Raw genomic sequence first — 25,407 nt, 5'->3', positions numbered from 1 at the left:
ATGCATATTAAAGATGAAGAGTTTATAAGGGGAAAAATCCCAATGACAAAGGAAGAAATTAGGATGATTTCAATAGGAAAACTAGATTTAAAGAAAGATTCTATTTTAATAGATGTTGGAGCAGGAACAGGAAGTATAGGAATAGAAGCTGCTACCTATTTAGAAACTGGAAAAGTTTATGCTGTTGAAAAAAAAGAAATGGCTGTTAATTTCATTAGGGATAACATGGAAAAATTTAAAATTAATAATTTAGAAATAATTCATGGAAATGCTCCTGAAGATTTAAAAATAAAAAAATTCAATAGAATGTTTATTGGAGGTTCTTCTAATAACATGGAAGGAATAGTAGATTATTTTATAAAACATTCTGAAAATAATAGTATATTAGTTATAAATACTATTGCTCTTGAAACTTTAAGTGAAGTTTTAAAAATTTTAAAGGAAAAAAAAGAAATATTGAAAGATATTCAAATTATAAATGTAAGTATTTCCAAAAATAAAAACATAGGGGATTATACTATGATGACTGGAGAAAATCCCATATATATAATAAGTGCTAAAAAATAAAAAGATAGAGAGGTAAAAAATGAATAAATTTTATGGGATAGGTGTTGGGGTTGGAGATCCAGAGATGCTTACAATAAAAGCAGTAAATATATTAAAGAAAATAGATATAGTTTTAATTCCAAATGCAGGAAGAAATTTTAAGAGTACAGCCTATAATATAGCAAAGGAATATTTGAAAAAAGATGTTAAATTGGTAAATGTTGAATTTTCAATGAATCCTAAATTAGATGAGAGAAAAAAAGAAAGGAAAAAGAATGCAGAAATAGTGGAAAAATATTTAAAGGACAATAAAAATGTAGCATTTTTAACTATAGGAGATCCTATGGTTTATAGTACATACATATATTTGTTGGAAAATATATCCTCAAAATATGAAGTTCAGACAATTTCTGGAATTTCTTCTTTCTCAGATCTTAGTTCAAGATTTAATATTCCTCTAGTAATTGGGAATGAAACTTTAAAGATATTACCTTTACATAAAAATTGTAATATAAAACAAGAGATAGATGGAATAGATAATGTTGTAATAATGAAGGTTTCTTTAAAATTTAAGGAATTAAAAAAAGTTTTAAAGGAAACTGGAAACGAGAATAATGTTATTTTAGTTTGTGAATCAGGAAAAGAAAAAGAAAGAGTGTATTTTAATTTAGATGAATTAGATGAAAATAATATACCTTATTTTTCAACTCTTTTATTGAAAAAAGGAGGAATAGAACAATGGAAAAAGTTTATTTTATAGGGGCAGGACCTGGAGATCCAGAATTAATAACAGTAAAGGGTCAAAAAATTATAAAAGAAGCAGACATAATAATTTATGCAGGTTCATTAGTAGCTAGAGAAATTATAGAGTGCCATAAACCAGAAGCAAAAATATATAATAGTGCTAAAATGAATTTAGAAGAGGTAATGGAAACAACAATAAATAATGTGAAAAAAGGGAAAAAAGTAGCCAGGGTACATACAGGGGATCCCTCTATTTTTGGAGCTCATAGGGAACAAATGAATATATTAGAAGAAAATAATATTGAGTATGAAGTAATCCCAGGGGTAAGTTCATTTTTAGCTTCAGCAGCAGTGTTAAAAAAAGAATTTACATTGCCAGATGTTAGCCAAACTGTTATTTGCACAAGGATGGAAGGAAGAACTCCAGTTCCAGAGAATGAATCTCTAGATAAGTTAGCTTCACATAAATGTTCAATGGCAATTTTTTTATCAGTACATATGATAGAAAATGTGGTTGAGAAATTATTAAAGCATTATGAAAAGAATACTCCAATTGCAGTTGTTCAAAAAGCAACATGGAAAGATCAAAAAATTGTAGAAGGAACTTTGGAAAATATAGCTAAATTAGTTGAAGAAGCAAACATAACTAAAACAGCTCAAATTTTAGTAGGAAATTTTTTAGGAAATAAATATTCAAAATCTAAGTTATATGATAAATATTTCACCCATGAATTTAGAAAGGGAATAAAAAAGGAAGAGTTATGAAAATAGCTGTTATATGTGTTACTGAAAAAGGGCTATCCAAGAGTTATGAGATAAAAAAAGAAATAGAATGTGATATATACACAATTTCTAAATTGAAAGAAAATGGAACTAAGCTAATAGAAAATTCATTATCAGATACTTATAGAGAAATTTGCTTAAAATACAATGCATTTATTTTTATAACTTCAACTGGGATTGCTGTTAGAGTTATAAGCCCATATTTAAAGGGAAAGGATAAGGACCCTGCAGTATTAGTTGTTGACCAAGAGGGGAATTTTGTAATTTCACTTTTATCAGGACATTTAGGTGGAGCAAATGAATTAACTAGTAAAATTGCAAAAATACTAAAATCCATACCTGTGATTACAACAGCATCAGATATTTCTGGAAAAATAGCAGTGGATACTATTGCTATGAGAATTAATTCTAAGATAGAGGATTTAGAATCAGCTAAAAAAGTAACTAGTTTAATAGTTGCAGGGGAAAAAGTTCAGCTAAAGGTTCCACATAATATAACATCTTATAATCCAAGTGGGGTAATTATTGTGAGTAATAGAGAAAAAATAGAAATTTCAAAAATAATTCCTAAAAATTTAATAGTGGGTATAGGGTGCAAAAAAGGGAAAACTAAAAATGAGATAATAGATGCAATTAAGGATAGCTTTAAAAAAAATAATTTATCTTTACAAGGGATAAGGTTTTTTGCTACAATAGACATTAAAAAAAATGAAAAAGGAATAATAGAAGCAGCTAAAAGTTTTGAAAAAGAATTAAAAATAATAAATAAAGAAGATATAAAGTTAGTTCATAGGAAATTTAAAGGATCTGAGTTTGTATTTAAGTCAGTTGGAGTTTACAGTGTTTCAGCACCATCAGCATATTTAGCTTCAAATAAAAAAGGGAAATTATTAGTTGAAAAATTAAAATATGATGGAATTACACTTTCAATATTTGAGGAGGAAACAAGTGATAGGAAAGATTTATGTGATAGGGATAGGTCCAGGTAATAAAGAAAACATGACATTTAGAGCCTATAATTCCATGGAAAAATCAGATGTAATAATAGGGCATAAAACTTATGTTTCTTTAGTGGAAAAAATATTTGAAAACAAAATTTTTATAAAGTCTTTTATGAAAAAAGAAATAGAAAGATGCGAAGAAACACTGAGACTAGCTAGAGAAGGGCAGATTGTGTCCCTAATAAGCTCAGGGGATGCTGGAGTTTATGGGATGGCAGGTATTATGCTGGAAATAGCTAGTGGCTCAGGGATAGAGGTTGAGGTTGTACCAGGGGTAACTGCTGCCACTGCCAGCGCATCTTTAGTAGGAGCTCCCATTATGCACGATAGTGTAACAATTTCTTTAAGTGACTTATTAACTGATTGGGAATTAATTAAAAAAAGAATAGAACTAGCATCTAAAGGAGATTTTGTTATTTCACTTTATAATCCTAAAAGTAAAAGTAGAACCAAGCAAATAGAAGAAGCAAGAGAGATTATGATGAAGTATAAGGATTCTAAAATTCCAGTTTTAATAGCTAGAAACGTTGGAAGAATAGGAGAAAACTATGAGATAACAGATATAGAAAATATGCTTAACTGTGAAATAAATATGTTTTCAACTGTTATAGTAGGAAATTCAAAAACCTTTGTAAAAGATGGGAAAATGATAACTCCAAGAGGATATAAGGTGGATTAAATGGATTGGATAATTGGTGGAACTAAAGATTCAAGATGCTTTCTAAAATCTTTAATAGAGTTTAGAGAAAATATACTGGTGACAACAATAAGTGAATATGGGAAAAAATTACTAGATGAATATAACTTAAAGGTAATAGTGAAAGCTATGGAAGAAAATGAAATGTTAGAATTTGTGGAGACACATAATGTGAAAAGGATATTTGATTTTACTCATCCATATGCTATAAATGTTTCCAAAAATGCTATGAAAGTTTCAAAGTATAAAAACATTGAATATTATAGGTTTAATAGAAAAACATATGAATATGATAACTGTATTGAATTTAATAGAATAGAAGAGTTAGTAGAATTTGTATCAAATTTAAATGGAAATATTTTAAGTACTTTAGGTAGCAACAGTGTAAAAAAATTTGAAAATTTAAAAAATTTAAAAAGTATTTATTTTAGGGTTTTACCAACTGTAAATGCTATACAAAAAGTTGAAAATATAGGGGTGCTGGCAAAAAATATAATTGGAATACAAGGTCCATTTACTAAAGATTTTAATTGTGTTATTTATAAGGATTATAATATAAAATATTTAATAACAAAGGAAAGTGGAGATATAGGTGGGGAAAAGGAAAAGATAGAATCAGCTTTAAAAAATAATATTACAGTAGTTATATTAAAAAAACCTCTTCTTAACTATTCTTGGGAAACTGATGATTTAAAAGTTATTTTAAAAAAATTCAAAGAAAATATAGGAGAATAAAATGAGAAAACTTTTTAAAATAGGAACCAGAGGAAGTGTTTTAGCCATAGCCCAAACAAAGATAGTAATGAATTTAATTAAAGAAAAGTTTCCAAAGTTAGAATTTCATATAAAGGAAATTATAACAACAGGAGATAAAGATTTAAGAACAAATTGGGGAAATAAAGATGTTTCTTTAAAAAATTTTTTTACTAAGGAAATAGAAAAAGAATTATTAGATGGGGAAATAGATTTTGCAGTTCACTCTATGAAAGATATGCCAAGTGTTAGTCCCAATGGATTAATTCTAGGGGGAGTTCCAAAAAGAGCAGATAATAGAGATGTATTTATATCAAAAACAGGAAAATTTTTAAAAGATTTACCTAAAAATCCAGTAATAGGGACTAGCTCAATAAGAAGAGCTAGATGTATTAAAGAATTAAGAAGGGATGCTATTATAAAACCAATTAGAGGAAATATTCATACTAGATTAAAAAAACTAAAAGAAGAAAACTTTGATGGGATTGTTTTAGCAGGAGCAGGATTAATTAGAACAGGATTAGAAGATAAAATAACAGAATACTTTAGTATAGAAGATGTGATTCCAGCTCCAGCACAGGGAGCAATATATATCCAATGTAGAGGCAATGATGCTGAGCTTTTAGAGATATTAAAAGAAATAACTGACAAAAAAACAATGGAAATAATAGAAGTGGAAAGGGAATTTTCTAAAATATTTGATGGAGGATGTCACACTCCAATGGGATGTGCTGGATATTTTGTAGGAGATGAGATTGAACTTCAAGGAATGTATTGTTCAGATAAGAACATGTATAAGAGAGTTTTTAGAGGTGGAAAAACAGATAGGAAAAAAATAGCCCATGTTTTAGCAAAGAAAATACAGGAGGATATCAGTGAAGAATAAAGGGAAGATTTATATTCTTGGAGGGGGATCTGGAGATTTTGAACTATTGACCTTAAAGGGAAAAAGATGTTTAGAAGAAGCTGATTGTGTAATTTATGATAGATTAGTAAATGATATTATTATTAGATTTTCAAATCCTAAAGCTGAAAAAATATACTTGGGGAAAAAAAATACTGAAGGTGGATTGATTCAAGAAAAAATAAATAGAACTTTAGTGGAAAAGGCACTGGAAGGTAAAACTGTAGTTAGATTAAAAGGTGGAGATCCTTTTGTTTTTGGAAGAGGGGGAGAAGAAATAGAGGAATTAATAAAAAATGAAATAGAGTTTGAAATAATTCCAGGAATAACATCAGCAATATCAGTTCCAGAATATGCAGGAATACCAGTGACTAATAGAGGAATAGCAAAGTCATTTCATGTGTTTACAGGTATGACAGCAAAAAATAATCCATATCATGATTTTAAAAGTATAGGAAAATTAGAAGGAACTTTAATATTTTTAATGGGAGTAAAAAACTTAGAGCTTATTTCAAAGGAATTAATAAAAAATGGTAAAAATCCATCAACTCCAGTTGGGATTATTGAAAATGGATGTACAGGAAAACAAAGAACAATAAAAGGGACATTGAAAGATATATATCAATTGGCAAAAAATGAAAATATAAAACCTCCAGCAATTATAATTATAGGGGAAGTTGTAAATAAAAGAAAAGATTATAAATGGTTTGAGGATAAACCTTTATTTGGAAAAACTGTTTTAGTTACAAGGGAGGAAAGGTTAGGAAATGAATTTTGCAAAAAAATAGAAAAAAATGGTGGAAAGTCAATACTCCTTCCAATGATAAGTTTAAAAAATAATTTAAATAAATTTTCCTATGATGAATTGAGAAAATATAAAGGATTAATGTTTAATTCACCAAATGGAGTAAAGTTCTTTTTTGACAATTTAGACGACATAAGGAAATTAGGGAATATAAAAATAGGTGTTGTTGGGGATAGGACAAGGGAAGAGCTAGAAAAATATAAAATAAAGGCAGATATTATGCCAAAAAATTATTTAGGGTTGGAATTAGCTAAAGAAATGTCAAAGGTTACAGAAAAGGAAGACAAAATTTTAGTAGTCACTTCAGATATATCCCCTTTGGGAGAAGAAGAATTAAAATTGAAATTTAATAGAGATTTTAAAATTTTAAAGGCATATAAAAATATGTCATTAAAAGTAGAAAAAAATAAATTAACAGAAGTAATTTCCAAAGTTGATTATATAACTTTTTTTAGTGCATCAGCGGTAGAAAACTTTATAAAATGTTTGGAAAATGACTTATGTTCTTTAAAAAATACAAAAATAATAACCATAGGACCCTTAACATCAAAAAAATTAAAAAATATAAAAAAAGAAAATATAATACAACCAGATATATATACAGGAGATGAGATGATAAAAATTATGTATGACTTAAATAAATAAAAAAAAGCTTGAAAAAAGTTACCAAAAAAACTATACTTTTAATATAAAGCTATTGAGAAATTAGTATTAAAAATTGATTATTTTTTAATTTCATCAAAATTAAGGAGGATTACAAATGGAAGAAGTAGTTACAATTGAAATGATTAAAGAGGCAGCAGAAACAATAAAAAGTTCAATAAAGAGAACTCAAACGCTAGAGTGCCCAAGTTTGTTTGAAAAAACAGGGAATAAAGTTTTTTTAAAATTAGAAAATTTACAAAAAACAGGTTCTTTTAAGATAAGAGGAGCTATGAATAAGATAATGAATCTTACAGATGAAGAAAAATCTCATGGAGTAATTGCTTCTTCTGCTGGTAATCATGCTCAAGGAGTAGCTTTAGGAGCTACAGCTTTAGGAATAAAATCTACTATAGTTATGCCAGGGACAGCTCCATTTTCAAAAGTAATTGCTACAAAAGCCTATGGTGCAGAAGTAGTTCAAGTGGGAACAGTTTATGATGATGCCTATAAAAAAGCTTGTGAAATACAAAAAGAAACAGGGGCTACATTTATTCATCCATTTGATGATCCATATGTAATAGCAGGACAAGGTACAATTGGTCTTGAAATATTAGAAGATATTGATGATATAGATATAGTTTTAGTACCTATTGGAGGAGGAGGAATTTGTTCTGGAATAGCCAAAGCAATTAAAACTTTAAAACCTTCAACTAAAATAATAGGTGTGGAACCAGCTAATGCAGCTTCAATGATGGAAGCTGTTAGAGAAGGACATCCTTGTACTATAAAAACATCTCCAACAATAGCTGATGGTATAGCAGTTGCAAGAGCAGGGGACTTAACTTGTAGAATGATATCAGAATATGTGGATGAAATAGTTACAGTTACAGAAGGTGAAATAGCTACAGGAATTTTATATTTACTTGAAAAAGGTAAGATTTTAGCAGAGGGGGCAGGGGCTTCCACAGTAGCTGCAGTTTTGTCTGGAAAAATAAAGGAAAAAAATAAAAAAGTCTGTTGTGTAATATCTGGTGGAAATGCAGATATTACTGCAATTGAAAGAATAATAAATGCAGCTTTAATCCACGAAGGAAGAAAAGTTGAAATAAATGTTGAATTATTAGATAAAGCAGGGGAGTTAGAAAAGTTATTAATGATATTAAGTGAAAATAAAGCGAATATACTAAGAATAAATCAATCTATGTATAGAGCAGATGCTAAGATGAATTCTCAAGTAGCAACAATAGCAATAGAATGTAAAGATGCTACTCATAGAGATGACATTATTGCTAAAATAAAATCAGCTGGATATAATTTAATGAAATAAATTTAAAAAATTTGTCTTTTTAATAAAATTTTAGTATTATATAGTTATAAAATTAAAAAAAGGACGGATTTTATGAAAAAGATTATATTTATTTTATATATTATTTTACAAAATCTAATTTTTGCTTATGATTTTCCAATGAAAGATCCATACATAGCAACAGTGGTAGGAACTTCAAAAATGATGACTCAAGGAATAAGAGAAAAGATTCCAGTGGAAGTACATCGTATGGAAATGATAAAAACTAGAGATATTCCAGAAAATTTAAAGTATCAAGAAAAATATAAGTTTTCTTTAGCATTACAAAACAAAAAAGCACCTTTGGTCTTTATTTTATCAGGAACAGGGTCTTCTGCAACTTCAATTAAAACAAGATATTTTGAGAGAATATTTTATACAGCAGGATACCACGTAGTAGGAATTTCATCAGTTATGAATTCTAACTCCGTGGTTTCTTTGTCGTATAATAAAATGCCAGGAAATTTAGTGGTAGATGGAGTTGATTTGTATAGAGCAATAAAGAATATAAGTAAATATGTTGAAACTAGAACAAAGGTTGAAGATTATAACTTGGTAGGATATAGTTTAGGGGGGACTCATTCAGCAGTACTAGGCTTTATAGACGAAAAAGAAAAATATTTTAATTTTAACAAAATTTTTGTTATAAATCCAGCAGTTAATTTATATGATTCTGCAAAGCTTTTAGATGTTATGTTTGATAAATTAACAAACAAAAATATTGAAGTTATGTTAAGAAGAATGGATGAGTTAGTTGACGAATTATCTAAATATGAAGATAAAATAGATATGAAGAATCCAGAAAAAATATTTAAAAAATTGAAAATAAGTAGGGATGATTTAAAATTAGGAATAGGTTTTGTATTTAGACTTACATCAATAGATATTAATTTTCTATCAGATGCCCTAAATAAAAGAAATATATATAGTGAGGGAAAAATTTCCAAATATGAAGATATGACTAAATATTTTAAAGAAATAAAATTTTCAAATTTTGAAGATTATGTTGATAGAGTAGCTTATCCATACTATAGAGAATTATATGGAGATAAGTTAACTTTAAATAAAGTTAAGGAAATGTCAGATTTAAAGAGTATTGATAATTATTTGAAAAATTCCAAGAATATTTATGTTGTAACAAATAGAGATGAACTAATATTAACAAGCAAAAATATCAAGTATTTGGAAAAAACTTTTAAAAATAAAATTAAAGTTTATCCTTGGGGTGGACATTGTGGAAATATGTTCTATCAAGAGAATGTGGATTATATGCTAAATATAATGAAGGAGAAATAATATGGTTGATAAAAAAAACAAAATCCTAATAATTTTTTTAGCATGTTTGAGTTTTTCTTGTTCATCTTTAAAAACAGGTTATAGATATGGAAAGATAGAAAAAGTAAAGTATATTGAAGAGATAGATTATGACAAGGAAATATTCTTTGGGGGTAATGATAAATTTGGTCCTTTGAATAGAAGAATATATTATTTTAATGGGATGTTTGATAGGTATGTATCCTATCCTGTAATAAGCAAATATGAATATTATACTCCTAATTTTATTAGACGGGGAATTGAAAACTTTTTTTCAAATTTCAGAGAAATTTCCACTGGAATAAATCAATTTTTACAATTAAGATTTTATGATGGAATGGAGACAACTTTTAGATTTGCTATAAATACCACAATTGGAATTGGTGGATTATTTGATCCAGCATCAAAAATAGGTTTGTTAAAACATAGGGAAACTTTTGGAAGAACCTTAGCTTATTATGGTGTTGGCTCAGGTCCATATTTAGTTGCACCTTTCTTAGGACCTTCTAATGTGAGAGATTTAAGTTCTTATGCTATAAATACATATGGATTAAATGAAATAGGAGTATATGATTATCTAGGTATGGATTTAACAGATCCATATGCAATATTATTGATGGGATTAGATACGAAACAAAATATAGGAATATATTTTATGGATACAGACTATGTTTTTGAGTATGAATATTTTAGATACTTAAATAAAAAGTATTTAGATGTACTAGATGAAAAAAATAAATATTATTCAAAAGGAAAGGGAATATAATGAGAATATCAATACTAGGAAGTGGAAGTGGAGGAAATGCTACTTTTATAGAAATTGATGGAATTAAAATACTTGTTGATGCAGGATTTAGTGGTAAAAAAATCAACGAAAGATTATTAGAAATAAAAGAGGACATAAGTAAGATAGAAGGTATTTTAATTACACATGAACATATTGATCATATTCAAGGAGCAGGAATAATTTCTAGGAAATATAATTTAAAAATCTATATTACAAAGGAAAGTTATAATGTATGTGAAAAAAAACTTGGAAAAATAAAACCTGAGAATTTAATATTTATTGATATAAATGAAATTATTTTTAAAAATAAAGTTAGAGTGAAACCCTTTGATGTAATGCATGATGCAGCAAGAACTGTTGGTTTTAGAATGGAAGGAATAATTTCTAAGAAAGTTTTGAGTATTTCTACAGATATAGGATATATAGATAATAGAGTTAGAGAATATTTTAAAAATTCAGATATAATAGTAATTGAATCAAATTACGATTATCAAATGTTAATGGGATGTGATTATCCTTGGGATCTAAAGGATAGGGTTAAAAGTAGAAATGGTCATCTTTCAAATAATGATGCTGCTAAATTTATATGTGAAACATACAATAAGAAATTAAAAAAAGTATATTTAGCCCATGTGAGCAAAGATAGTAATACCAGAAAAATTGTTTCAGAGACTATATCTAATGAATTAAATAGATTAAAGATAAAAGTACCTGTGGAAATAGCAAGTCAAGATATAGTAACTAAATTATATAAAATTTAGGAGGATTCATGAATAAAGAGGAATTATGGGAAGAATTAAAGTTTGAAATAGGAAATTTAGAAGGATTAAAAAATTCAACAGAACAAGAAGTTCTTTTAGGGAGCGGAAATAAGAATAGTAAAATTTTATTTATAGGAGATGACAGTAAGCTTTATGAAAATGAGGATCTAAAATTTGAAATAGGTTCCAGTGGAGAATTTTTAATTAAACTTTGTGATTTAGCTGAGATTTCCCCAAAACATTATTTTATAACAACATTAACTAAACAAAAATCAAAATTTAGAGATTTATATGAAGAGGAACAATTAAAACTTCTTGAATTATTGGATATGGAAATAGCTTTAATTTCTCCTAAGATAATTATATTTTTTGGACAAAGCGTAGCAGAGGCTATTTTAAAAAGAGAAGTAAATATGAATAATGAAAGGGGTAAATTTTTCAAATGGAAGGGTAGTATAGAATTTTTAATAACCTATGATGTGGAATATATAAAAAAAGTTAGAGAAAATACAGGAAGGAAGTCCAAAGCAGCCTTGGATTTTTGGAAAGATTTACAAAGTATAAAAGAGAGAGCAGATGATATTTATGGATAAAAAAAATTTAAGATTAAAAGTTAGGAAAATTAGAGAAAATTTATCTATTGAAGATAAGAAAAAAATGAGTAAAATTATTATAAATAATTTTTTAAAATTGGAAGAGCTTAAAAAATCTAAAATAATAATGAGCTATATGGATATGAAAAATGAAGTTGAAACTAGAGAACTTAATAAAAAACTTGAAAATTTAGGTAAAACAATTTTATTACCTTCAATAGAGGATGGAATGATAAAAGTCTATAAAGATGACGGACATTATAAAATCAGCAAATTAGGAGTATCAGAACCCTATGCAAATGAATATAATGGAAAAATTGATCTAATCCTAGTTCCAGGAATTGTATTTAATTCAAAGGGTGATAGAATAGGATTTGGTAAAGGATACTATGATAAATTTTTATCTAAAAATATTTATAAAAATACTGTAAAAGTATCAATGATTTATGATTTTCAATTAATTGAGGATTTTTCAGGAGAAGAATTCGATGAGAAAATAGATATATTAATCAAAGAAAGCAACATTTTAAAAATTCCAAATATTGAAAAATAAAAGTTGTTATGGTATCATATAAAATAGATATATTTTTAAATTAGGAGGGATATTTGTGTCAGGACATAGTAAGTGGAATAATATTCAACATAGAAAAGGAGCTCAAGATAAAAAAAGAGCTAATTTATTTACCAAATTAGGTAAAGAATTAACTATAGCAGCTAAAGAAGGTGGGGGAGATGCTAGTTTCAACCCTAGACTAAGATTAGCTGTGGAAAAAGCAAAAGCAGGTAATATGCCTAAAGATATACTAGAAAGAGCTATAAAAAAAGGAACTGGAGAACTAGAAGGTGTAGATTATCAAGAAATAAGATATGAAGGATATGGACCATCAGGAACAGCTTTTATAGTTGATGTTGTAACTGATAATAAGAATAGATCAGCTTCAGATGTAAGAAGTACTTTTTCTAAAAAAGGTGGAAACTTAGGATCTGATGGAGCTGTTGCTTGGATGTTTAATAAAAAAGGAGAAATTATTATTTCTTCAGACCAAGTTAAAGATTCAGAAGAATTTATGATGGAAGTTTTAGAAGCTGGAGCAGAAGATATAATTGAAGAAGATGGAGAATATCAAGTGATAACTGATCCTACAGATTTTAGAAGTGTTTTAGATTCCTTAACAGAAGCTGGTTATAAATATGAAGAAGCTGAAGTTACTATGTTACCAGAAAATAAAGTTAATGTAACTGATTTAGCTATTGCTAAAAAAGTTTTAGCTTTGTATGAAACTTTAGATGATTTAGATGATGTTCAAGAAGTTTATTCAAATTTTGATATCCCAGAAGAAATTCTAAACCAAATAGATTAAAGAACATTAGAAAACTTTCTAAATATTTTATATTTAGGGAGTTTTTTTTATGGACAAAAATAAATATTGTGTTAAAATAGGTTATCCCTTACAATTATAGGAGGAAGTATGGAAATTTTAGGATTGATAGCGGCTATTCTAACAACAGTATCATTTTTGCCACAAGTCATACAAGTGGTTAAAACTAAAAATACTAAAAGTATTTCACTTGGTATGTATTTAATGTTTGTTTTAGGAGTTGTATTATGGGCGATATACGGCTTTTTAATGAAAGACAGACCTGTTTTTATAGCTAATCTAATAACTTTTTGTTTATCTTTTATTATCTTGATATATAAATTAAAAGAAGTTAAAGATATTAAAAAAGATTAAAAGAGCCTATGATAGTTATATCATTTATAAAATTTTAAAAAACAAGGTGGAAATTATTTTTTGATTTTCACCTTGTTTTTATTTTAAGATTTAGGGACTAAATGATTCTAAGTTTGCATTTTCCTCCAATTAAATTTATAGTTAATTTTATTGGGTAGATATATTTATTTTTTAAGTTTAGTATTTAAGCTCCTAATTTTATTGATAGTATCATTTTAGATACTATATAACAAAAAAGTGAGTACTTGTAATTTAATAGTATTAGGGTATAATTATATTATATAGTATATATGCAAATAACTAGAAACTGAAACAAGCAGAAGGCAGAGAAATTTTTAAAATAAACAGTAATGGAGGAAGTAAAGTGGAAAATGAAGTTCTTAAATTAATAAGAAAGAGAAGAAGTACAAGAAAATATTCTAATAGGAGCTGAGAGCATGGGGTTAGGAGCGGTATGGATAGGACTTGTTAAATTCTTATTTACAATTGATGAAGAGGTAAATAAAATGAATTTGCCAGATGGCTATGAACCATTTTATGCTGTAGCTATAGGGTATAAATCAAATGATATCTCATTAGAACCATTAAAAAGAAATCAACAAGTTGTTAATTACATTAGATAAAAATGAAATTTTAAATAAAAGGAGTATAAAATGTTAAATTTTAATTATAATATACCAACAAAAATATTTTTTGGTAGAAATAAAATAGAAGTTCTTGCAAGAGAAATAAAAAATTATGGTAATAAAGTATTGTTTGTTTATGGGGGTAGAAGTATAAAAAGAAACGGACTATATAATAAGATTACTAATATTTTAAATGAAAATAATATTAATTTTTGGGAATTAGGGGGAGTAGATCCTAATCCAAGATTGTCAAGTGTAAAAAGTGGGATTAAATTATGTAGAGAAAATAAAATAGAACTAATACTTGCAGTTGGTGGTGGAAGTACAATTGATTGTGCAAAGGTTATAGGTGCAGGGTATTACTATGATGGAGATGCTTGGGATATTGTAATGGATTCTAGAAAGATAAAAAAAGTTCTTCCCATTGCAAGTGTTCTTACATTAGCTGCCACAGGTTCTGAAATGGATTCAGGAGCAGTAATAACTAATATGGAAACAAATGAAAAAATTGCAACTATACACGATGGGATGGCTCCAAAATTTTCAATATTAGATCCAACATATACTTTTTCAGTTCCAAAAAATCAAACTGCAGCAGGAGTAGCAGATATAATGAGTCATATTTTCGAAGTATATTTTAGTAATACTAAAGAAGCTTATTTACAAAATAGAATGGGGGAAGCTCTGTTGAAAACTTGTATAAACTATGGGAAAAAAGCCATTGATTGTCCTGAAAATTATGAAGCAAGATCAAATTTAATGTGGACTGCGAGTCTTGCTATAAATGGTCTTTTAAGTTATGGAAAAGAAACTGAATGGAGTGTTCATGCAATGGAACATGAATTAAGTGCATTTTATGATATTACCCATGGAGTTGGTTTGGCTATATTGACACCTTATTGGATGGAGTATGCTTTAAATGGTTTTACAGTAGATAAATTTGTTGAATATGGGGTTAATGTATGGGGACTTGACGCTAATGATGAAAAATATGAAATAGCACATAATGCCATAAGAAAAACAAGGGAATATTTTAATTTGTTGGGAATGCCTTCTTCATTAAAAGAAGTAGAAATAGATGATGAAAAATTGGAAAAAATGGCAAAACAGGCTACTATAAGGGGAAAATTAGGAAATTTCAAAGTATTGGAAGCAGAGGATGTATTAAATATCTATAAATCAGCTTTATAATGAGGATTAAGTTTAAAAAAAATAAAAATTAAATTTAAAATAAGGTAGAAATTAATTATTAATTTCTACCTTATTTTTATTAAGCTTTTAGACCTTTAATTAATAGTTCTGCTGTTTTAGAATTAGTAGCAACAGGAATTTTATGAACATCTGATAAACGTATTAGAGCTTGCACATCTGGTTCATGTGGCATGGCAGATAGAGGATCTCTAAAAAAGAAAACAGCTAAAATATTCTCGTTAGCTATTTCAGCTCCAACTTGTTGATCTCCACCCATTGGGCCAGATAAATATCTAACAACATTTAAATCAGTAGCTTGAATAATTCTAGTTCCAGTTGTTCCTGTTCCAACAAGTTCATATTGTGAAAAAAAATCTTTATGTTTTTTTACAAAATCAACTAATTCATCCTTTTTTTTGTCATGAGCAATTAAAGCAATCTTTTTTTCCATTTTTCCTCCTAAAAATTAACAAATTTCTAATTTTATATTTTTTTCTTTTAAAAAATCAACATATTCTTTTGGAGCAAAATCAGTTAATAAAAAATCAATGTCTGAAAATTGTGCATATGTAACAAGACCTAAAGAAGAAAATTTAGAACTATCCATAAGTAAAAATATTTCAGAACTTTGATTAATAGCTGTTTCTTTAACTCCAGATTCTTTTATAGAAGCATTTGTAATACCAATATTCATAGCAACTCCAGTAGTTGCCATAAAAGCTTTTTGTATATTTAAATTTTTTAAAAAATCAATTGATTCTTGCCCTACAAAGGAATTTACAGCTCTGTCAAGAGAACCTGATAAAGCTATTATTTTAATATTTGCATAGGGCAGAGCTTGAATTATAAAATTCAAATTATTTGTAAAAACTGTAACAGATTTATTTTTTAAACCATCAACCATATGAACAGTTGTGGTTCCAGAATCAACGTATATAATATCATTATCATTGACAAATTCACTTGCTTTTAAAGCAATTTTAGATTTCAAATTTTGATTAATTATTTTTCTTTCTTTAAAAGAGACTAAGGTTTCATTAGAAGCAGCTGTAACTCCTCCGTAAACTTTTTCAATAGTTCCTTTTTTTAGAATTTCTTTAATGTCTCTTCTGATAGTATTTGGCGAAACATTGAATACTTCACAAAGTTTATCCATTTTAACTGATTTTTTTTCTAGAATATATTCTTCTATTTTCTTTGTTCTTTCGTATTTCATAAGCACAACCTCTCATTTAAAATTATATTATTATTATACAACATTTTTTTTTCTTTGACAAATGATAAAAAAAATAATATAATCAAGTTGACAACAACATAATCAAAATATAATCAAAAGTTATTTTAAAGGGGGAGCAATGGCGAATATATTTCAAATTCCTAAACAAATTATAGCAGGGAAAGAGGCATTACAATTATCAAAAGTTAATTTAAAAACTTTTGGGAAAAAAGTTTTAATTGTTACAGACGATGTTATGGTTAAATTGGGAAATGTAAAAAAATTAGAAGATGTTTTAAAAGAAGTGGAAGTAGAATGTGTTATTTATTCAGGTGTAAACGGGGAACCTACAGATAAAATGGTTGAAGAAGGAATAAAAATTTACAAGGAAGAAAAATGTGAATTTTTAATAGCAATAGGTGGAGGAAGCCCAATAGATACAATGAAAGCAGTGGGAGCAATGATAACTAATCCTGGAAATATAAGGGATTATAATGGAAAAATTATAGAAAATGAGCCTCCTGTTTTAGTTGCTATTCCAACAACAGCAGGAACAGGATCAGAAGCTACAAAGGTTACTATAATAACAGATACAGAAAACAATATAAAAATGTTATTACAAGGTGGAAAACTAATACCTACTTTGGCTATAGTGGATCCTGTATTTACATTAACTGCTCCAAAGGGAATAACAGCAGCTACTGGTGTAGATGCCTTAACTCATGCAATAGAAGCTTATACTTCTAAAAAATCCTTTCCATTAACTGATACATTTGCTATATCAGCAGTTAAAAAATTATTTGATAATTTAGTAAAAGTTTATAAAGATGGTTCAGATATAAAAAGTAGAGAAATAGTTGCAACAGCTGCTACAGAAGCAGGGATTGCTTTTAATAACTCTTCAGTAACAATAGTTCATGGGATGAGTAGACCCATAGGAGCTTTATTTCATGTTCCTCATGGTTTATCAAATGCAGTATTACTTGAAAAATGTTTAGTATTCTTAAAATCAGGAGCTATAGATAAGTTAGTTGATTTATCAAAAGCCATAGGAGTTTATACTTCAGAAATGACAGATGAAGAAGCTGCTAATAAATTTATAGAAGCAGTAAGCCAATTACTTAAAGATTTAGAAATCCCAACTTTAGAAGATTTAAACATAGATAAAAATGTATTTTTTGAAAATATAGATAAAATGGCTAATGATGCGCTAGCTAGTGGAAGTCCAGCTAATACTAGAAAATCAGTGTCTCACAAAGATATTGTATCTATTTATCAAGAGTTGTGGGGATAGTATGCCTTTAGTAAAATCAAAAACATTATTGGAAAATGCTCATGCTGGAAAATATGGAGTAGGTGCTTTTAATGTGGCTAATATGGAAATGATAATTGGAGCAATTAAAGCAGCTGAAGAATTACAAGCTCCAATAATACTACAAATAGCAGAAGTTCGTTTAAACTATTCACCACTTGACTTAATAGGGCCTATGATGGTAGCAGCAGCTCAACAAGCAAGAGTTCCTGTAGCTGTCCATTTGGATCATGGGTTAACTATTGAAACAGTGAAAAAAGCATTGGATATTGGTTTCTCATCAGTTATGATAGATGGATCAAAACTTCCAATAGAAGAAAATATAAAATTAACAAAAAAAGTAGTTGAAATGGCTAAAAAATATAAGGCCAATGTTGAAGCTGAAATAGGTATTGTTGGTGGTAGTGAAGATGGGACAGAAGCAAATAAAGTAAAATATACTGACTTAAGGGAAGCTATAAGATTAGCCAAAGAAACTGGAATAGATGCTATGGCAGTGGCTATTGGAAACGCTCATGGTGTATATAAAGAAGAACCAAAATTAAATTTTGAGATACTAGAAAAAATACACGAATCAGTTGGAGATACAAGGTTAGTTTTACATGGTGGAAGTGGTATATGTGAGGAAGATTTCAAAAAAACTATAGAAAATGGTATAACAAAATTAAATGTTGCTACAGCCACTTTTTTATCAGTTTATGATAAAGTTAAAGAAAAAAATGATGAAATTACAAATTATTTTCAATTAAGCGAAGCTGAAGTAGAGGGAGCTTATTTAAACGTAAAAAAACATATAAAAATTTTTGGAACTGAGAATAAAGCTAATTAATAAAAAAAAGAGGAGATAAAAACCATTTCATGGGTAGTATCTCCTCTTTTTTAGTAAGTATTTATTTTATAAATGTTTACTTTCAAAACATATATAGTTAAACAAGGCTATTTTAATCTGAAATGACAAAATAAATTTGACAAATTTTGTAAAATATAATATACTCAAAACATGATAATGAATTAACCAAGAATAAACAAGTTATAGAACTTTTATAAGGAGGGCTTAAGGGGAAATGAAAAAAGTTAAGTTTGGAATTGTAGGATTAGGGAGATTAGGAATTAAACATGCTGAAAATATAGCTTTCGCAATTCCAGAAGCTGAATTAGTTGCAGTTTGTGGGTTAGACGATAGTATTCTTGAAAGAGTAAAAAAAGAATGGGGAGTAGAATATACATATAAAAATTATGATGAGATGATTAATAATAAAGAATTAGATGCAATATTTGTTTCATCACCATCAGGGTTACATTGTGAGCAAATTGAAAAAGCATTAAAAGCTGGAAAACATGTTTTTTCTGAAAAACCACTAGGAACAACAGTTGAAGAATGTAAAATAGCTGAAAAAGCAGTGGAAAATTATGGGAAAGATTTGATATTTATGCTTGGATTTATGAGAAGATTTGATCCATCATATAAATATGCTAAAGAAATGGTAAAAGCTGGGAAAATAGGGAAGCCTTTTATGTTTAGATCATACAGCCAAGATCCAGAATCAAGTATAGAAGGTGCGATAGCTTATGCAGGACATTCAGGTGGAGAGTTCTTAGATATGTCAGTTCATGATATTGACTTAGCAAGATGGTTTATGGAAGATGAACCTTCACAAGTATGGGCAATAGGAGGTTGTTACAAACATCCAGAGTTTGGTCAATACAATGATGGAGACAATGTTTCAGCTCTTATGAAGTTTAAAAATGGAGGAATGGGATTCTTATTTGCAGGAAGAACAGCACCTCATGGATACAATGTAGAAAGTGAGATTATAGGAACAGAAGGAATTTTAAGAATAGGAAGTGTTCCACAAAAAAATCTAGTTGAAATTCTAGATAATAGTGGAGTTAGAAAAGAATGTTCTCAAGATTTCCTAGAAAGATTTAAGGAATCATATGTTAATGAATTAAAAGAATTTGTAGATTGTGTAATAAATAATAGAAAACCTGAAGTAACAGTTTATGATGGAACTAATTGTACAAAGGTAGCTTATGCTTGTAAAGAATCATTTGAAACAGGAAAGCTAGTAGATATAAAATAGTTATCAAAAAGGGTTAAAAATTTTAGGAGGAATTAAAATGATTAAATATCAACCAAATAACAAATTGGTAAATGGATTTAATACAGTTGTAAGAGAAGAAGATCATACTCAAAATATGTTAATGGATTTTGATGTATATAAGGGTGAGAAAGGTGAAGAGCTAGAAATATATAGCTTAACTAAAGAAACTGCAGTAATCTTATTCCAAGGTGAAATTAAAATTTATTGGGAAAAAGAAGAATACCAAGCAAAAAGAGGAAATGTTTTTGATTTTGGACCTCATGTCTTACATGTTTGTAAAGATAAGAAAATTATAGTTAAATTTCTAGAAGAAACAGAAATAGGAATTCAAAAAACTACAAATGAAAAAGAATTTGAATCAAAATTATATACTCCTGAAGATTGTGTAGATAATATTTTTGGGAAAGATGGAATGGATGGAACTGCAAGAAGATTAGTTAGAGATGTATTTAAATATGAAAATGCACCTTATTCTAATATGGTAATGGGAGAAGTAATAACTTATCCAGGAAAATGGTCAAGTTATCCTCCACATTCACACACACAACCAGAGGTATATTTCTATAAATTTACTAAACCACAAGGGTTTGGAGCAGGATTTGTAGGAGAAAATGTATTTAAAATAAAGGATAATTCATCTCTATTAATTACAGGTGATTTAACACATCCTCAAACTTCAGCACCAGGTTATGGAATGTATTATTGTTGGATGATAAGACATTTGGAAAATAATCCATGGACAAAAAGAGTAGACGATGAGGCTCATACTTGGTTGTTGGATTCTAATGCTAAAATATGGCCTAACAAATAAAAAAAATATAGATTATGTTATTTTCTTGGGCGAGTATAACATAAAATAAGGAGGGGTTGTTTTGTTTACAGTAATTTCGTTTTTATTTTTCACATTTTTAGTAGCTTTCTTTTCATACCGTATTTGTAAGGGTGAAGATACAGAAACAAATGATGGTTACTTTTTAGGTGGGCGTGATTTAACAGGGGTTTTTATAGCAGGTTCTTTGATGTTAACAAATTTATCATCAGAACAGATAATAGGTCAAAATGGTATATCTTATTCTAGTTCAATAAGTGTTATAGCTTATGAAATAGGGGCAGCAGTTACACTTGTACTTTTTGCTTTAATATTTTTACCAAAATATTTAAGAGCAGGAATTACAACAGTTCCAGATTTCCTAGAAGAAAGATTTGACGGTGGATTTAGAAAAATTATTTCAATGGTATTTGTTGTAAGTTATGTTTTAACTTACTTACCGACAGTTCTTTATAGTGGAGCAATAGTATTTAATCAGTTATTTGATATTCAAGGAATAACAGGACTTAACTACTTTGCAACTATAGCCTTAATTGTATCTGTAATAGCAATAGTTGGAGCTATTTATGCAGTAAAAGGTGGATTGAAAGCAGTAGCAGTATCAGATACCTTAAATGGTGTAGGTTTACTAGTTGGTGGATTATTAATACCAATCTTAGCTTTAGTGAAGTTAGGACATGGAAGTATTTCAATGGGTATTTCAGAAATGTTTATAAATCATCCAGAAAAGTTAAATGCAGTTGGAAATAAACATTCAGCAGTACCTTTTGCAGTAATATTTACAGGAATGTTATTTAATAATCTATATTACTGGTGTACAAACCAAATGATCATTCAAAGAACTTTTGGAGCTAAGAATCTAAAAGAAGGTCAAAAAGGGGTTTTATATGCAGGATGTTTAAAATTACTTGGACCATTTATCTTAGTTTTCCCAGGGGTTATAGCATTTCACTTAATTCCAGGATTATCAAATGGAGATTTAGCTTATCCAGCTTTAGTAGGTTTAGTTTTACCTAAACCATTGGTAGGATTCTTTGCAGCAGTATTATTTGGAGCTATATTAAGTTCATTTAACTCTGCACTTAATAGTACTTCTACAATATTTGCTTTAAATCTTTATAAACCTAAATTAGAAGCTAGAGGAGAAGACGCTAGTGACGAGAAAGTAATAGCTATGGGTAAAAGAGTTGGAATAGCTCTAACAGTATTATCTATCTGTGTAGCTCCTTTCATTATGTACTTTAAAGGTGGACTATATGGATTCTTACAAGAAATGAATGGATTCTATTCAGCTCCATTATTTGCAGTAGTTTTAGTAGGATTCTTTACAAGAAGAGCAACAGCAAAAGCAGCAAAAGCAACTATGCTTTTACATATAGTTTTCTACGGATTATATGAAATCATAAAACCAGATATAAATTTCTTACACATACTTGGAATAATGCTTCCACTAGAAGTTTTATTAATGGTATATATGACTAAGAAAAATCCTAGACCAGAACCTTATACATTTAAAAGAAAAGAGGCTCCAGTGGAAATGACACCTTGGAAATATAGATATCATTTATCAGCAGTAATTTGTATAGTATTTGTTCTATATTATGTACTATTCTCTAGAATAGGATTATTACATTATTAATTAAAGTTATTAAGGAGATGATTTAAGATGTCAGAAAAATTAACAAAAGATGATTTTAAAGGAATTGATATGATGGCTAAATTAGCTGTAATTTGGTTAGTTTTAGAAATAGTATTATTAGGAATAGGTGGATAATTGTAATTATATAATAAGGGCATAGAAATATGCCCTTACAAAAAAATTTTATATATAGCGAGGAATAATATGGAAAGAGTAAAATTAACAATGGCACAAGCATTAGTAAAATTTTTGGATAACCAATATATTGAGGTTGATGGTATTGAGAATAAATTTATAGAGGGAATATTTACAATATTTGGACATGGGAATGTTTTAGGATTAGGAGAAGCACTAAAATATACAAAACATTCATTAAGAGTTCATCAAGGAAGAAATGAGCAAGGTATGGCACTTGCAGCAATGGGATTTGCTAAACAAAATAATAGAAAAAAAATATATGCTTGTACATCTTCTGTTGGTCCAGGGGCTATGAACATGGTAACAGCTGCAGCAACAGCAACAGCAAATAGAATTCCAGTTTTATTTTTACCAGGGGACACATATGCTTGTAGACAACCAGATCCAGTGTTACAACAGTTAGAACAATTTCATGATTTATCTATAACAGTAAATGATGCATTTAAACCAGTTTCAAAGTATTGGGATAAAATTTATAGACCAGAGCAACTTATGACAGCAATGATTAATGCAATGAGAGTATTAACAAGTCCACGTGATACTGGTGCTGTAACAATAGCTTTACCTCAAGATGTTCAAGGTGAAGTATATGACTATCCTGTTGAATTTTTCAAAAAAAGAGTTCATACAATGGGAAGAATATTACCAGCAGAAAATTTAATTGAAAAAGCAATAGAATTAATAAAAAGAAAGAAACACCCTATGTTAATTTGTGGTGGTGGAGTTAGATATTCAGGTGTAGGAGAAGTATTTAAAGATTTTTGTGAAAAATTTAATATTCCATTTGGGGAAACTCAAGCAGGAAAAAGTACAATTCCATATGATAATAAATATAATCTAGGAGGAATTGGTACTACTGGGAATTTAGCAGCTAATGTAGTAGCTAAAAAAGCTGATTTAATAATAGGAGTAGGAACAAGATATACAGATTTTACAACTGCTTCAAAATGGTTATTTAAAGATAGAGATGTAGAATTTTTAAATATAAACATAGGTGAATTTGACGCAGAAAAAATGGATGGATTATCATTAGTTGGAGATGCAAAGGAAACATTAAAAAAACTAATGGATAATTTAGAAAATTATAAAAGTGGTTATGAAAATGAAATAAAGGATGCAAAAGATTCTTGGGAAAATGAATTAGAAAGATTACATAAAACTAATTATTTTGATGAAGGATATGAAGAAGAAATCAAAGGACATTTACCTCACGTTTTAAAAGAATTTGGAGAACTAACTGGTTCTTATTTAACACAAACAAGAGTAATAGGACTTTTAAATAAAAATATAGCTAAAGATTCAGTTATTGTAGGTTCTTCAGGAAGTTTGCCAGGAGATTTACAAAGAGTGTGGACAGCTTCTGTTCCAGAAACTTACCATGTTGAATATGGATTTTCTTGTATGGGATATGAAGTAAACGCAGCACTTGGTGTAAAACTTGCAGTTGGAGATGAAAGAGAAGTTTATACAATGGTTGGAGATGGTTCTTATATGATGTTACATTCAGAATTGGTAACTTCTATTCAAGAAAAAAAGAAGATTAATATAATGTTATTTGATAACATGGCTTTTGGATGTATAAATAATCTTCAAATGGGAAATGGAATGGAAAGTTTTGGAACAGAAATGAGATATAGGGATTACAAAACTGATACAATGACTGGGGAACTAATAAAAATAGACTTTGCTAAAAACGCAGAAGCATATGGATGCAAAACTTATACTGTAAAAAATGAAGAAGAACTATTAGCAGCTATTGAAGATTCAAAAAAACAAAGTGTATCAACTTTAATAGATATAAAAGTTTTACCAAAAACAATGACAGATGGATATGAATCTTTCTGGAGAGTTGGAAATGCTCAAGTGTCTAATAGAAAAGAAGTTGAAGCAGCAACAAGGGAACTAGAAAAAGAGTTAAAAGAAACAAGAGATTATTAAAATATAAATATAGGATTAGGGGGATTAAAATGAATTTAAATAAAGATAATATAAAATTAGGAATAGCACCAATAGCTTGGACAAATGATGACTTACCTGATTTAGGAAAAGAAAATACTTTTGAACAATGTGTATCTGAAATGGCTCTTGCTGGTTTTACTGGAAGTGAAGTTGGAAATAAATATCCAAAAGATACAGAAGTTTTAAGAAAAAAATTAGAAATGAGAGGAATTAAAATTTGTAATGCTTGGTTCAGTACATTTTTCGCAGCAGGAAAAGAAGAGGAAACAATAGCAGAATTCATTAAACACAGAGATTTTTTACATGAAATGGGAGCTGAAGTAATAGGATGTTCAGAACAAACATACAGTATCCAAGGATTAGATAAATCTATATTTGATGAAAAACCTGTTTTTACAGCTGAAGAATGGGATAGAGTATTTAAAGGTTACAATAAATTAGCTGCGTTAGCTAAAGAAAAAGGAATGAAAGTTTCTCTTCACCATCATATGGGAACAGGTGTACAAACACCAGAAGAAGTTAAAACATTTATGGAAGGAACAAATGATGACGTTTACTTATTATTTGATTCAGGACATATTTACTATTCAGAAGGATCTCAAGAAGCAACTGAAAAATTACTAAAAGATTATATTAAAAGAATAGCTCATATTCATTTAAAAGATGTTAGAGACGAAGTAGTCGCAGAAATTAAAAACAAAAAAGGATCATTCTTAGAAGGTGTAAAAAAAGGAACATTTACAATTCCAGGAGATGGAAACATAGATTTTGAACCATTATTTAAAATAATAGGAGATGCTGATTATAAAGGATGGATGGTAGTAGAAGCAGAACAAGATCCAAGTTTAGCAAATCCATGCGAATATGCATTAAAAGCTAGAAAATTTATAGCAGAAAAAACAGGATTATAATAAATATTAA

General features: G+C 28.4%; 27 protein-coding genes. 25 read left to right on the top strand and 2 right to left on the bottom strand.

Features of this window, described 5'->3' with window-relative positions; genetic code table 11:
* The 18 genes from cbiT to GIL12_RS03000 all read left to right on the top strand — a co-directional run bounded on the left by cbiT (position 1) and on the right by GIL12_RS03000 (position 15,228).
* A complete protein-coding gene (cbiT, locus tag GIL12_RS03085; protein ID WP_163468890.1) occupies positions 1–567 on the top strand; it encodes a precorrin-6Y C5,15-methyltransferase (decarboxylating) subunit CbiT in 567 nt (188 codons plus the stop codon).
* A gap of 19 nt (positions 568–586) precedes the next feature.
* The gene (cobI, locus tag GIL12_RS03080; RefSeq protein WP_163468889.1) at positions 587–1,306 is read left to right on the top strand and encodes a precorrin-2 C(20)-methyltransferase; all 720 of its coding nucleotides are present in this window, start codon (positions 587–589) and stop codon (positions 1,304–1,306) included.
* Positions 1,285–2,055: a precorrin-4 C(11)-methyltransferase gene (cobM, locus tag GIL12_RS03075; protein WP_163468888.1), complete on the top strand. Its 771-nt coding sequence runs from the start codon at positions 1,285–1,287 to the stop codon at positions 2,053–2,055. Before cobI ends, cobM begins: the two co-directional genes overlap by 22 nt.
* A complete protein-coding gene (cbiG, locus tag GIL12_RS03070) occupies positions 2,052–3,062 on the top strand; it encodes a cobalt-precorrin 5A hydrolase (protein ID WP_163468887.1) in 1,011 nt (336 codons plus the stop codon). The genes cobM and cbiG overlap by 4 nt, the downstream gene beginning before the upstream one ends.
* 10 nt (positions 3,063–3,072) lie before the next feature.
* A complete protein-coding gene (cobJ, locus tag GIL12_RS03065) occupies positions 3,073–3,753 on the top strand; it encodes a precorrin-3B C(17)-methyltransferase (RefSeq protein WP_239056045.1) in 681 nt (226 codons plus the stop codon).
* Positions 3,754–4,506 (top strand): precorrin-6A reductase, encoded by a 753-nt coding sequence (gene cobK / locus GIL12_RS03060; protein WP_163468886.1) that lies wholly within the window; start codon positions 3,754–3,756, stop codon positions 4,504–4,506.
* 1 nt (position 4,507) lies between these two features.
* Positions 4,508–5,410, top strand: coding sequence for a hydroxymethylbilane synthase (hemC, locus tag GIL12_RS03055; RefSeq protein WP_163468885.1), 903 nt, complete (start codon positions 4,508–4,510; stop codon positions 5,408–5,410).
* Positions 5,400–6,878 carry a uroporphyrinogen-III C-methyltransferase gene (gene cobA, locus GIL12_RS03050; RefSeq protein WP_163468884.1) on the top strand — a complete coding sequence of 493 codons (1,479 nt, stop codon included), beginning with the start codon at positions 5,400–5,402 and terminating at the stop codon, positions 6,876–6,878. The genes hemC and cobA overlap by 11 nt, the downstream gene beginning before the upstream one ends.
* Before the next feature lie 115 nt (positions 6,879–6,993).
* Positions 6,994–8,205, top strand: coding sequence for a threonine ammonia-lyase (ilvA, locus tag GIL12_RS03045; protein WP_163468883.1), 1,212 nt, complete (start codon positions 6,994–6,996; stop codon positions 8,203–8,205).
* A gap of 72 nt (positions 8,206–8,277) precedes the next feature.
* On the top strand, positions 8,278–9,519 hold the full coding sequence (locus GIL12_RS03040) for a serine/threonine protein kinase (RefSeq protein WP_163468882.1): 1,242 nt from the start codon (positions 8,278–8,280) through the stop codon (positions 9,517–9,519).
* Position 9,520: 1 nt separating this feature from the next.
* Positions 9,521–10,303, top strand: coding sequence for a VacJ family lipoprotein (locus GIL12_RS03035; RefSeq protein WP_163468881.1), 783 nt, complete (start codon positions 9,521–9,523; stop codon positions 10,301–10,303).
* Positions 10,303–11,085: an MBL fold metallo-hydrolase gene (locus GIL12_RS03030; RefSeq protein ID WP_163468880.1), complete on the top strand. Its 783-nt coding sequence runs from the start codon at positions 10,303–10,305 to the stop codon at positions 11,083–11,085. Before GIL12_RS03035 ends, GIL12_RS03030 begins: the two co-directional genes overlap by 1 nt.
* A gap of 8 nt (positions 11,086–11,093) precedes the next feature.
* Positions 11,094–11,678: a uracil-DNA glycosylase family protein gene (locus GIL12_RS03025; RefSeq protein WP_163468879.1), complete on the top strand. Its 585-nt coding sequence runs from the start codon at positions 11,094–11,096 to the stop codon at positions 11,676–11,678.
* Positions 11,671–12,231, top strand: a complete 561-nt coding sequence (locus GIL12_RS03020) for a 5-formyltetrahydrofolate cyclo-ligase (protein WP_163468878.1) — start codon at positions 11,671–11,673, stop codon at positions 12,229–12,231. The genes GIL12_RS03025 and GIL12_RS03020 overlap by 8 nt, the downstream gene beginning before the upstream one ends.
* A 55-nt stretch (positions 12,232–12,286) precedes the next feature.
* A complete protein-coding gene (locus GIL12_RS03015; protein WP_163468877.1) occupies positions 12,287–13,039 on the top strand; it encodes a YebC/PmpR family DNA-binding transcriptional regulator in 753 nt (250 codons plus the stop codon).
* Between the two features lie 108 nt (positions 13,040–13,147).
* Positions 13,148–13,411 carry a SemiSWEET transporter gene (locus GIL12_RS03010; protein WP_239056043.1) on the top strand — a complete coding sequence of 88 codons (264 nt, stop codon included), beginning with the start codon at positions 13,148–13,150 and terminating at the stop codon, positions 13,409–13,411.
* A 416-nt stretch (positions 13,412–13,827) separates the two neighbouring features.
* Entirely contained in the window at positions 13,828–14,034 is a 207-nt protein-coding gene (locus tag GIL12_RS03005) for a hypothetical protein (protein WP_370456696.1), read from the top strand.
* Between the two features lie 30 nt (positions 14,035–14,064).
* The gene (locus GIL12_RS03000; protein WP_163468875.1) at positions 14,065–15,228 is read left to right on the top strand and encodes an iron-containing alcohol dehydrogenase; all 1,164 of its coding nucleotides are present in this window, start codon (positions 14,065–14,067) and stop codon (positions 15,226–15,228) included.
* A gap of 79 nt (positions 15,229–15,307) precedes the next feature.
* Here the strand turns inward: GIL12_RS03000 and mgsA are convergent, their stop codons facing one another.
* Together mgsA and GIL12_RS02990 are read right to left on the bottom strand one after the other, a co-directional pair.
* A complete protein-coding gene (mgsA, locus tag GIL12_RS02995; RefSeq protein ID WP_163468874.1) occupies positions 15,308–15,679 on the bottom strand; it encodes a methylglyoxal synthase in 372 nt (123 codons plus the stop codon).
* A gap of 15 nt (positions 15,680–15,694) precedes the next feature.
* Positions 15,695–16,444, bottom strand: a complete 750-nt coding sequence (locus GIL12_RS02990; RefSeq protein ID WP_163468873.1) for a DeoR/GlpR family DNA-binding transcription regulator — start codon at positions 16,442–16,444, stop codon at positions 15,695–15,697.
* A 139-nt stretch (positions 16,445–16,583) separates the two neighbouring features.
* Between GIL12_RS02990 and GIL12_RS02985 the strand changes: the two genes are divergently transcribed.
* The 7 genes from GIL12_RS02985 to iolE all read left to right on the top strand — a co-directional run bounded on the left by GIL12_RS02985 (position 16,584) and on the right by iolE (position 25,397).
* Positions 16,584–17,738, top strand: a complete 1,155-nt coding sequence (locus GIL12_RS02985; RefSeq protein WP_163468872.1) for an iron-containing alcohol dehydrogenase — start codon at positions 16,584–16,586, stop codon at positions 17,736–17,738.
* 1 nt (position 17,739) lies between these two features.
* Positions 17,740–18,585 carry a class II fructose-bisphosphate aldolase gene (locus GIL12_RS02980; RefSeq protein WP_163468871.1) on the top strand — a complete coding sequence of 282 codons (846 nt, stop codon included), beginning with the start codon at positions 17,740–17,742 and terminating at the stop codon, positions 18,583–18,585.
* Between the two features lie 235 nt (positions 18,586–18,820).
* Positions 18,821–19,840 (top strand): inositol 2-dehydrogenase, encoded by a 1,020-nt coding sequence (gene iolG, locus GIL12_RS02975; protein WP_163468870.1) that lies wholly within the window; start codon positions 18,821–18,823, stop codon positions 19,838–19,840.
* Between the two features lie 37 nt (positions 19,841–19,877).
* Complete coding sequence (locus GIL12_RS02970) at positions 19,878–20,672, top strand: 5-deoxy-glucuronate isomerase (RefSeq protein WP_163468869.1); 795 nt, start codon at positions 19,878–19,880, stop codon at positions 20,670–20,672.
* 61 nt (positions 20,673–20,733) lie between these two features.
* Positions 20,734–22,329, top strand: coding sequence for a solute:sodium symporter family transporter (locus GIL12_RS02965; protein ID WP_163468868.1), 1,596 nt, complete (start codon positions 20,734–20,736; stop codon positions 22,327–22,329).
* A 204-nt stretch (positions 22,330–22,533) separates the two neighbouring features.
* On the top strand, positions 22,534–24,465 hold the full coding sequence (iolD, locus tag GIL12_RS02960) for a 3D-(3,5/4)-trihydroxycyclohexane-1,2-dione acylhydrolase (decyclizing) (RefSeq protein ID WP_163468867.1): 1,932 nt from the start codon (positions 22,534–22,536) through the stop codon (positions 24,463–24,465).
* Positions 24,466–24,494: 29 nt separating this feature from the next.
* Entirely contained in the window at positions 24,495–25,397 is a 903-nt protein-coding gene (gene iolE, locus GIL12_RS02955) for a myo-inosose-2 dehydratase (protein WP_163468866.1), read from the top strand.
* Positions 25,398–25,407: the final 10 nt, after the last annotated feature.

Source organism: Fusobacterium sp. IOR10 (assembly GCF_010367435.1).
Taxonomy (GTDB): Bacteria; Fusobacteriota; Fusobacteriia; order Fusobacteriales; family Fusobacteriaceae; genus Fusobacterium_B.
The sequence above is the reverse complement of the archived record's forward strand: the minus strand, read 5'-3'. Positions and strand labels throughout refer to the sequence as shown.

Coding starts and splice junctions, on each gene's coding strand:
- cbiT (WP_163468890.1), top strand. CDS start 1: ATGCATATTAAAGATGAAGAGTTTATAAGGGGAAAAATCCCAATGACA.
- cobI (WP_163468889.1), top strand. CDS start 587: ATGAATAAATTTTATGGGATAGGTGTTGGGGTTGGAGATCCAGAGATG.
- cobM (WP_163468888.1), top strand. CDS start 1,285: ATGGAAAAAGTTTATTTTATAGGGGCAGGACCTGGAGATCCAGAATTA.
- cbiG (WP_163468887.1), top strand. CDS start 2,052: ATGAAAATAGCTGTTATATGTGTTACTGAAAAAGGGCTATCCAAGAGT.
- cobJ (WP_239056045.1), top strand. CDS start 3,073: ATGACATTTAGAGCCTATAATTCCATGGAAAAATCAGATGTAATAATA.
- cobK (WP_163468886.1), top strand. CDS start 3,754: ATGGATTGGATAATTGGTGGAACTAAAGATTCAAGATGCTTTCTAAAA.
- hemC (WP_163468885.1), top strand. CDS start 4,508: ATGAGAAAACTTTTTAAAATAGGAACCAGAGGAAGTGTTTTAGCCATA.
- ilvA (WP_163468883.1), top strand. CDS start 6,994: ATGGAAGAAGTAGTTACAATTGAAATGATTAAAGAGGCAGCAGAAACA.
- GIL12_RS03040 (WP_163468882.1), top strand. CDS start 8,278: ATGAAAAAGATTATATTTATTTTATATATTATTTTACAAAATCTAATT.
- GIL12_RS03035 (WP_163468881.1), top strand. CDS start 9,521: ATGGTTGATAAAAAAAACAAAATCCTAATAATTTTTTTAGCATGTTTG.
- GIL12_RS03030 (WP_163468880.1), top strand. CDS start 10,303: ATGAGAATATCAATACTAGGAAGTGGAAGTGGAGGAAATGCTACTTTT.
- GIL12_RS03025 (WP_163468879.1), top strand. CDS start 11,094: ATGAATAAAGAGGAATTATGGGAAGAATTAAAGTTTGAAATAGGAAAT.
- GIL12_RS03020 (WP_163468878.1), top strand. CDS start 11,671: ATGGATAAAAAAAATTTAAGATTAAAAGTTAGGAAAATTAGAGAAAAT.
- GIL12_RS03010 (WP_239056043.1), top strand. CDS start 13,148: ATGGAAATTTTAGGATTGATAGCGGCTATTCTAACAACAGTATCATTT.
- GIL12_RS03000 (WP_163468875.1), top strand. CDS start 14,065: ATGTTAAATTTTAATTATAATATACCAACAAAAATATTTTTTGGTAGA.
- mgsA (WP_163468874.1), bottom strand. CDS start 15,679: ATGGAAAAAAAGATTGCTTTAATTGCTCATGACAAAAAAAAGGATGAA.
- GIL12_RS02990 (WP_163468873.1), bottom strand. CDS start 16,444: ATGAAATACGAAAGAACAAAGAAAATAGAAGAATATATTCTAGAAAAA.
- GIL12_RS02985 (WP_163468872.1), top strand. CDS start 16,584: ATGGCGAATATATTTCAAATTCCTAAACAAATTATAGCAGGGAAAGAG.
- GIL12_RS02980 (WP_163468871.1), top strand. CDS start 17,740: ATGCCTTTAGTAAAATCAAAAACATTATTGGAAAATGCTCATGCTGGA.
- iolG (WP_163468870.1), top strand. CDS start 18,821: ATGAAAAAAGTTAAGTTTGGAATTGTAGGATTAGGGAGATTAGGAATT.
- GIL12_RS02970 (WP_163468869.1), top strand. CDS start 19,878: ATGATTAAATATCAACCAAATAACAAATTGGTAAATGGATTTAATACA.
- iolD (WP_163468867.1), top strand. CDS start 22,534: ATGGAAAGAGTAAAATTAACAATGGCACAAGCATTAGTAAAATTTTTG.
- iolE (WP_163468866.1), top strand. CDS start 24,495: ATGAATTTAAATAAAGATAATATAAAATTAGGAATAGCACCAATAGCT.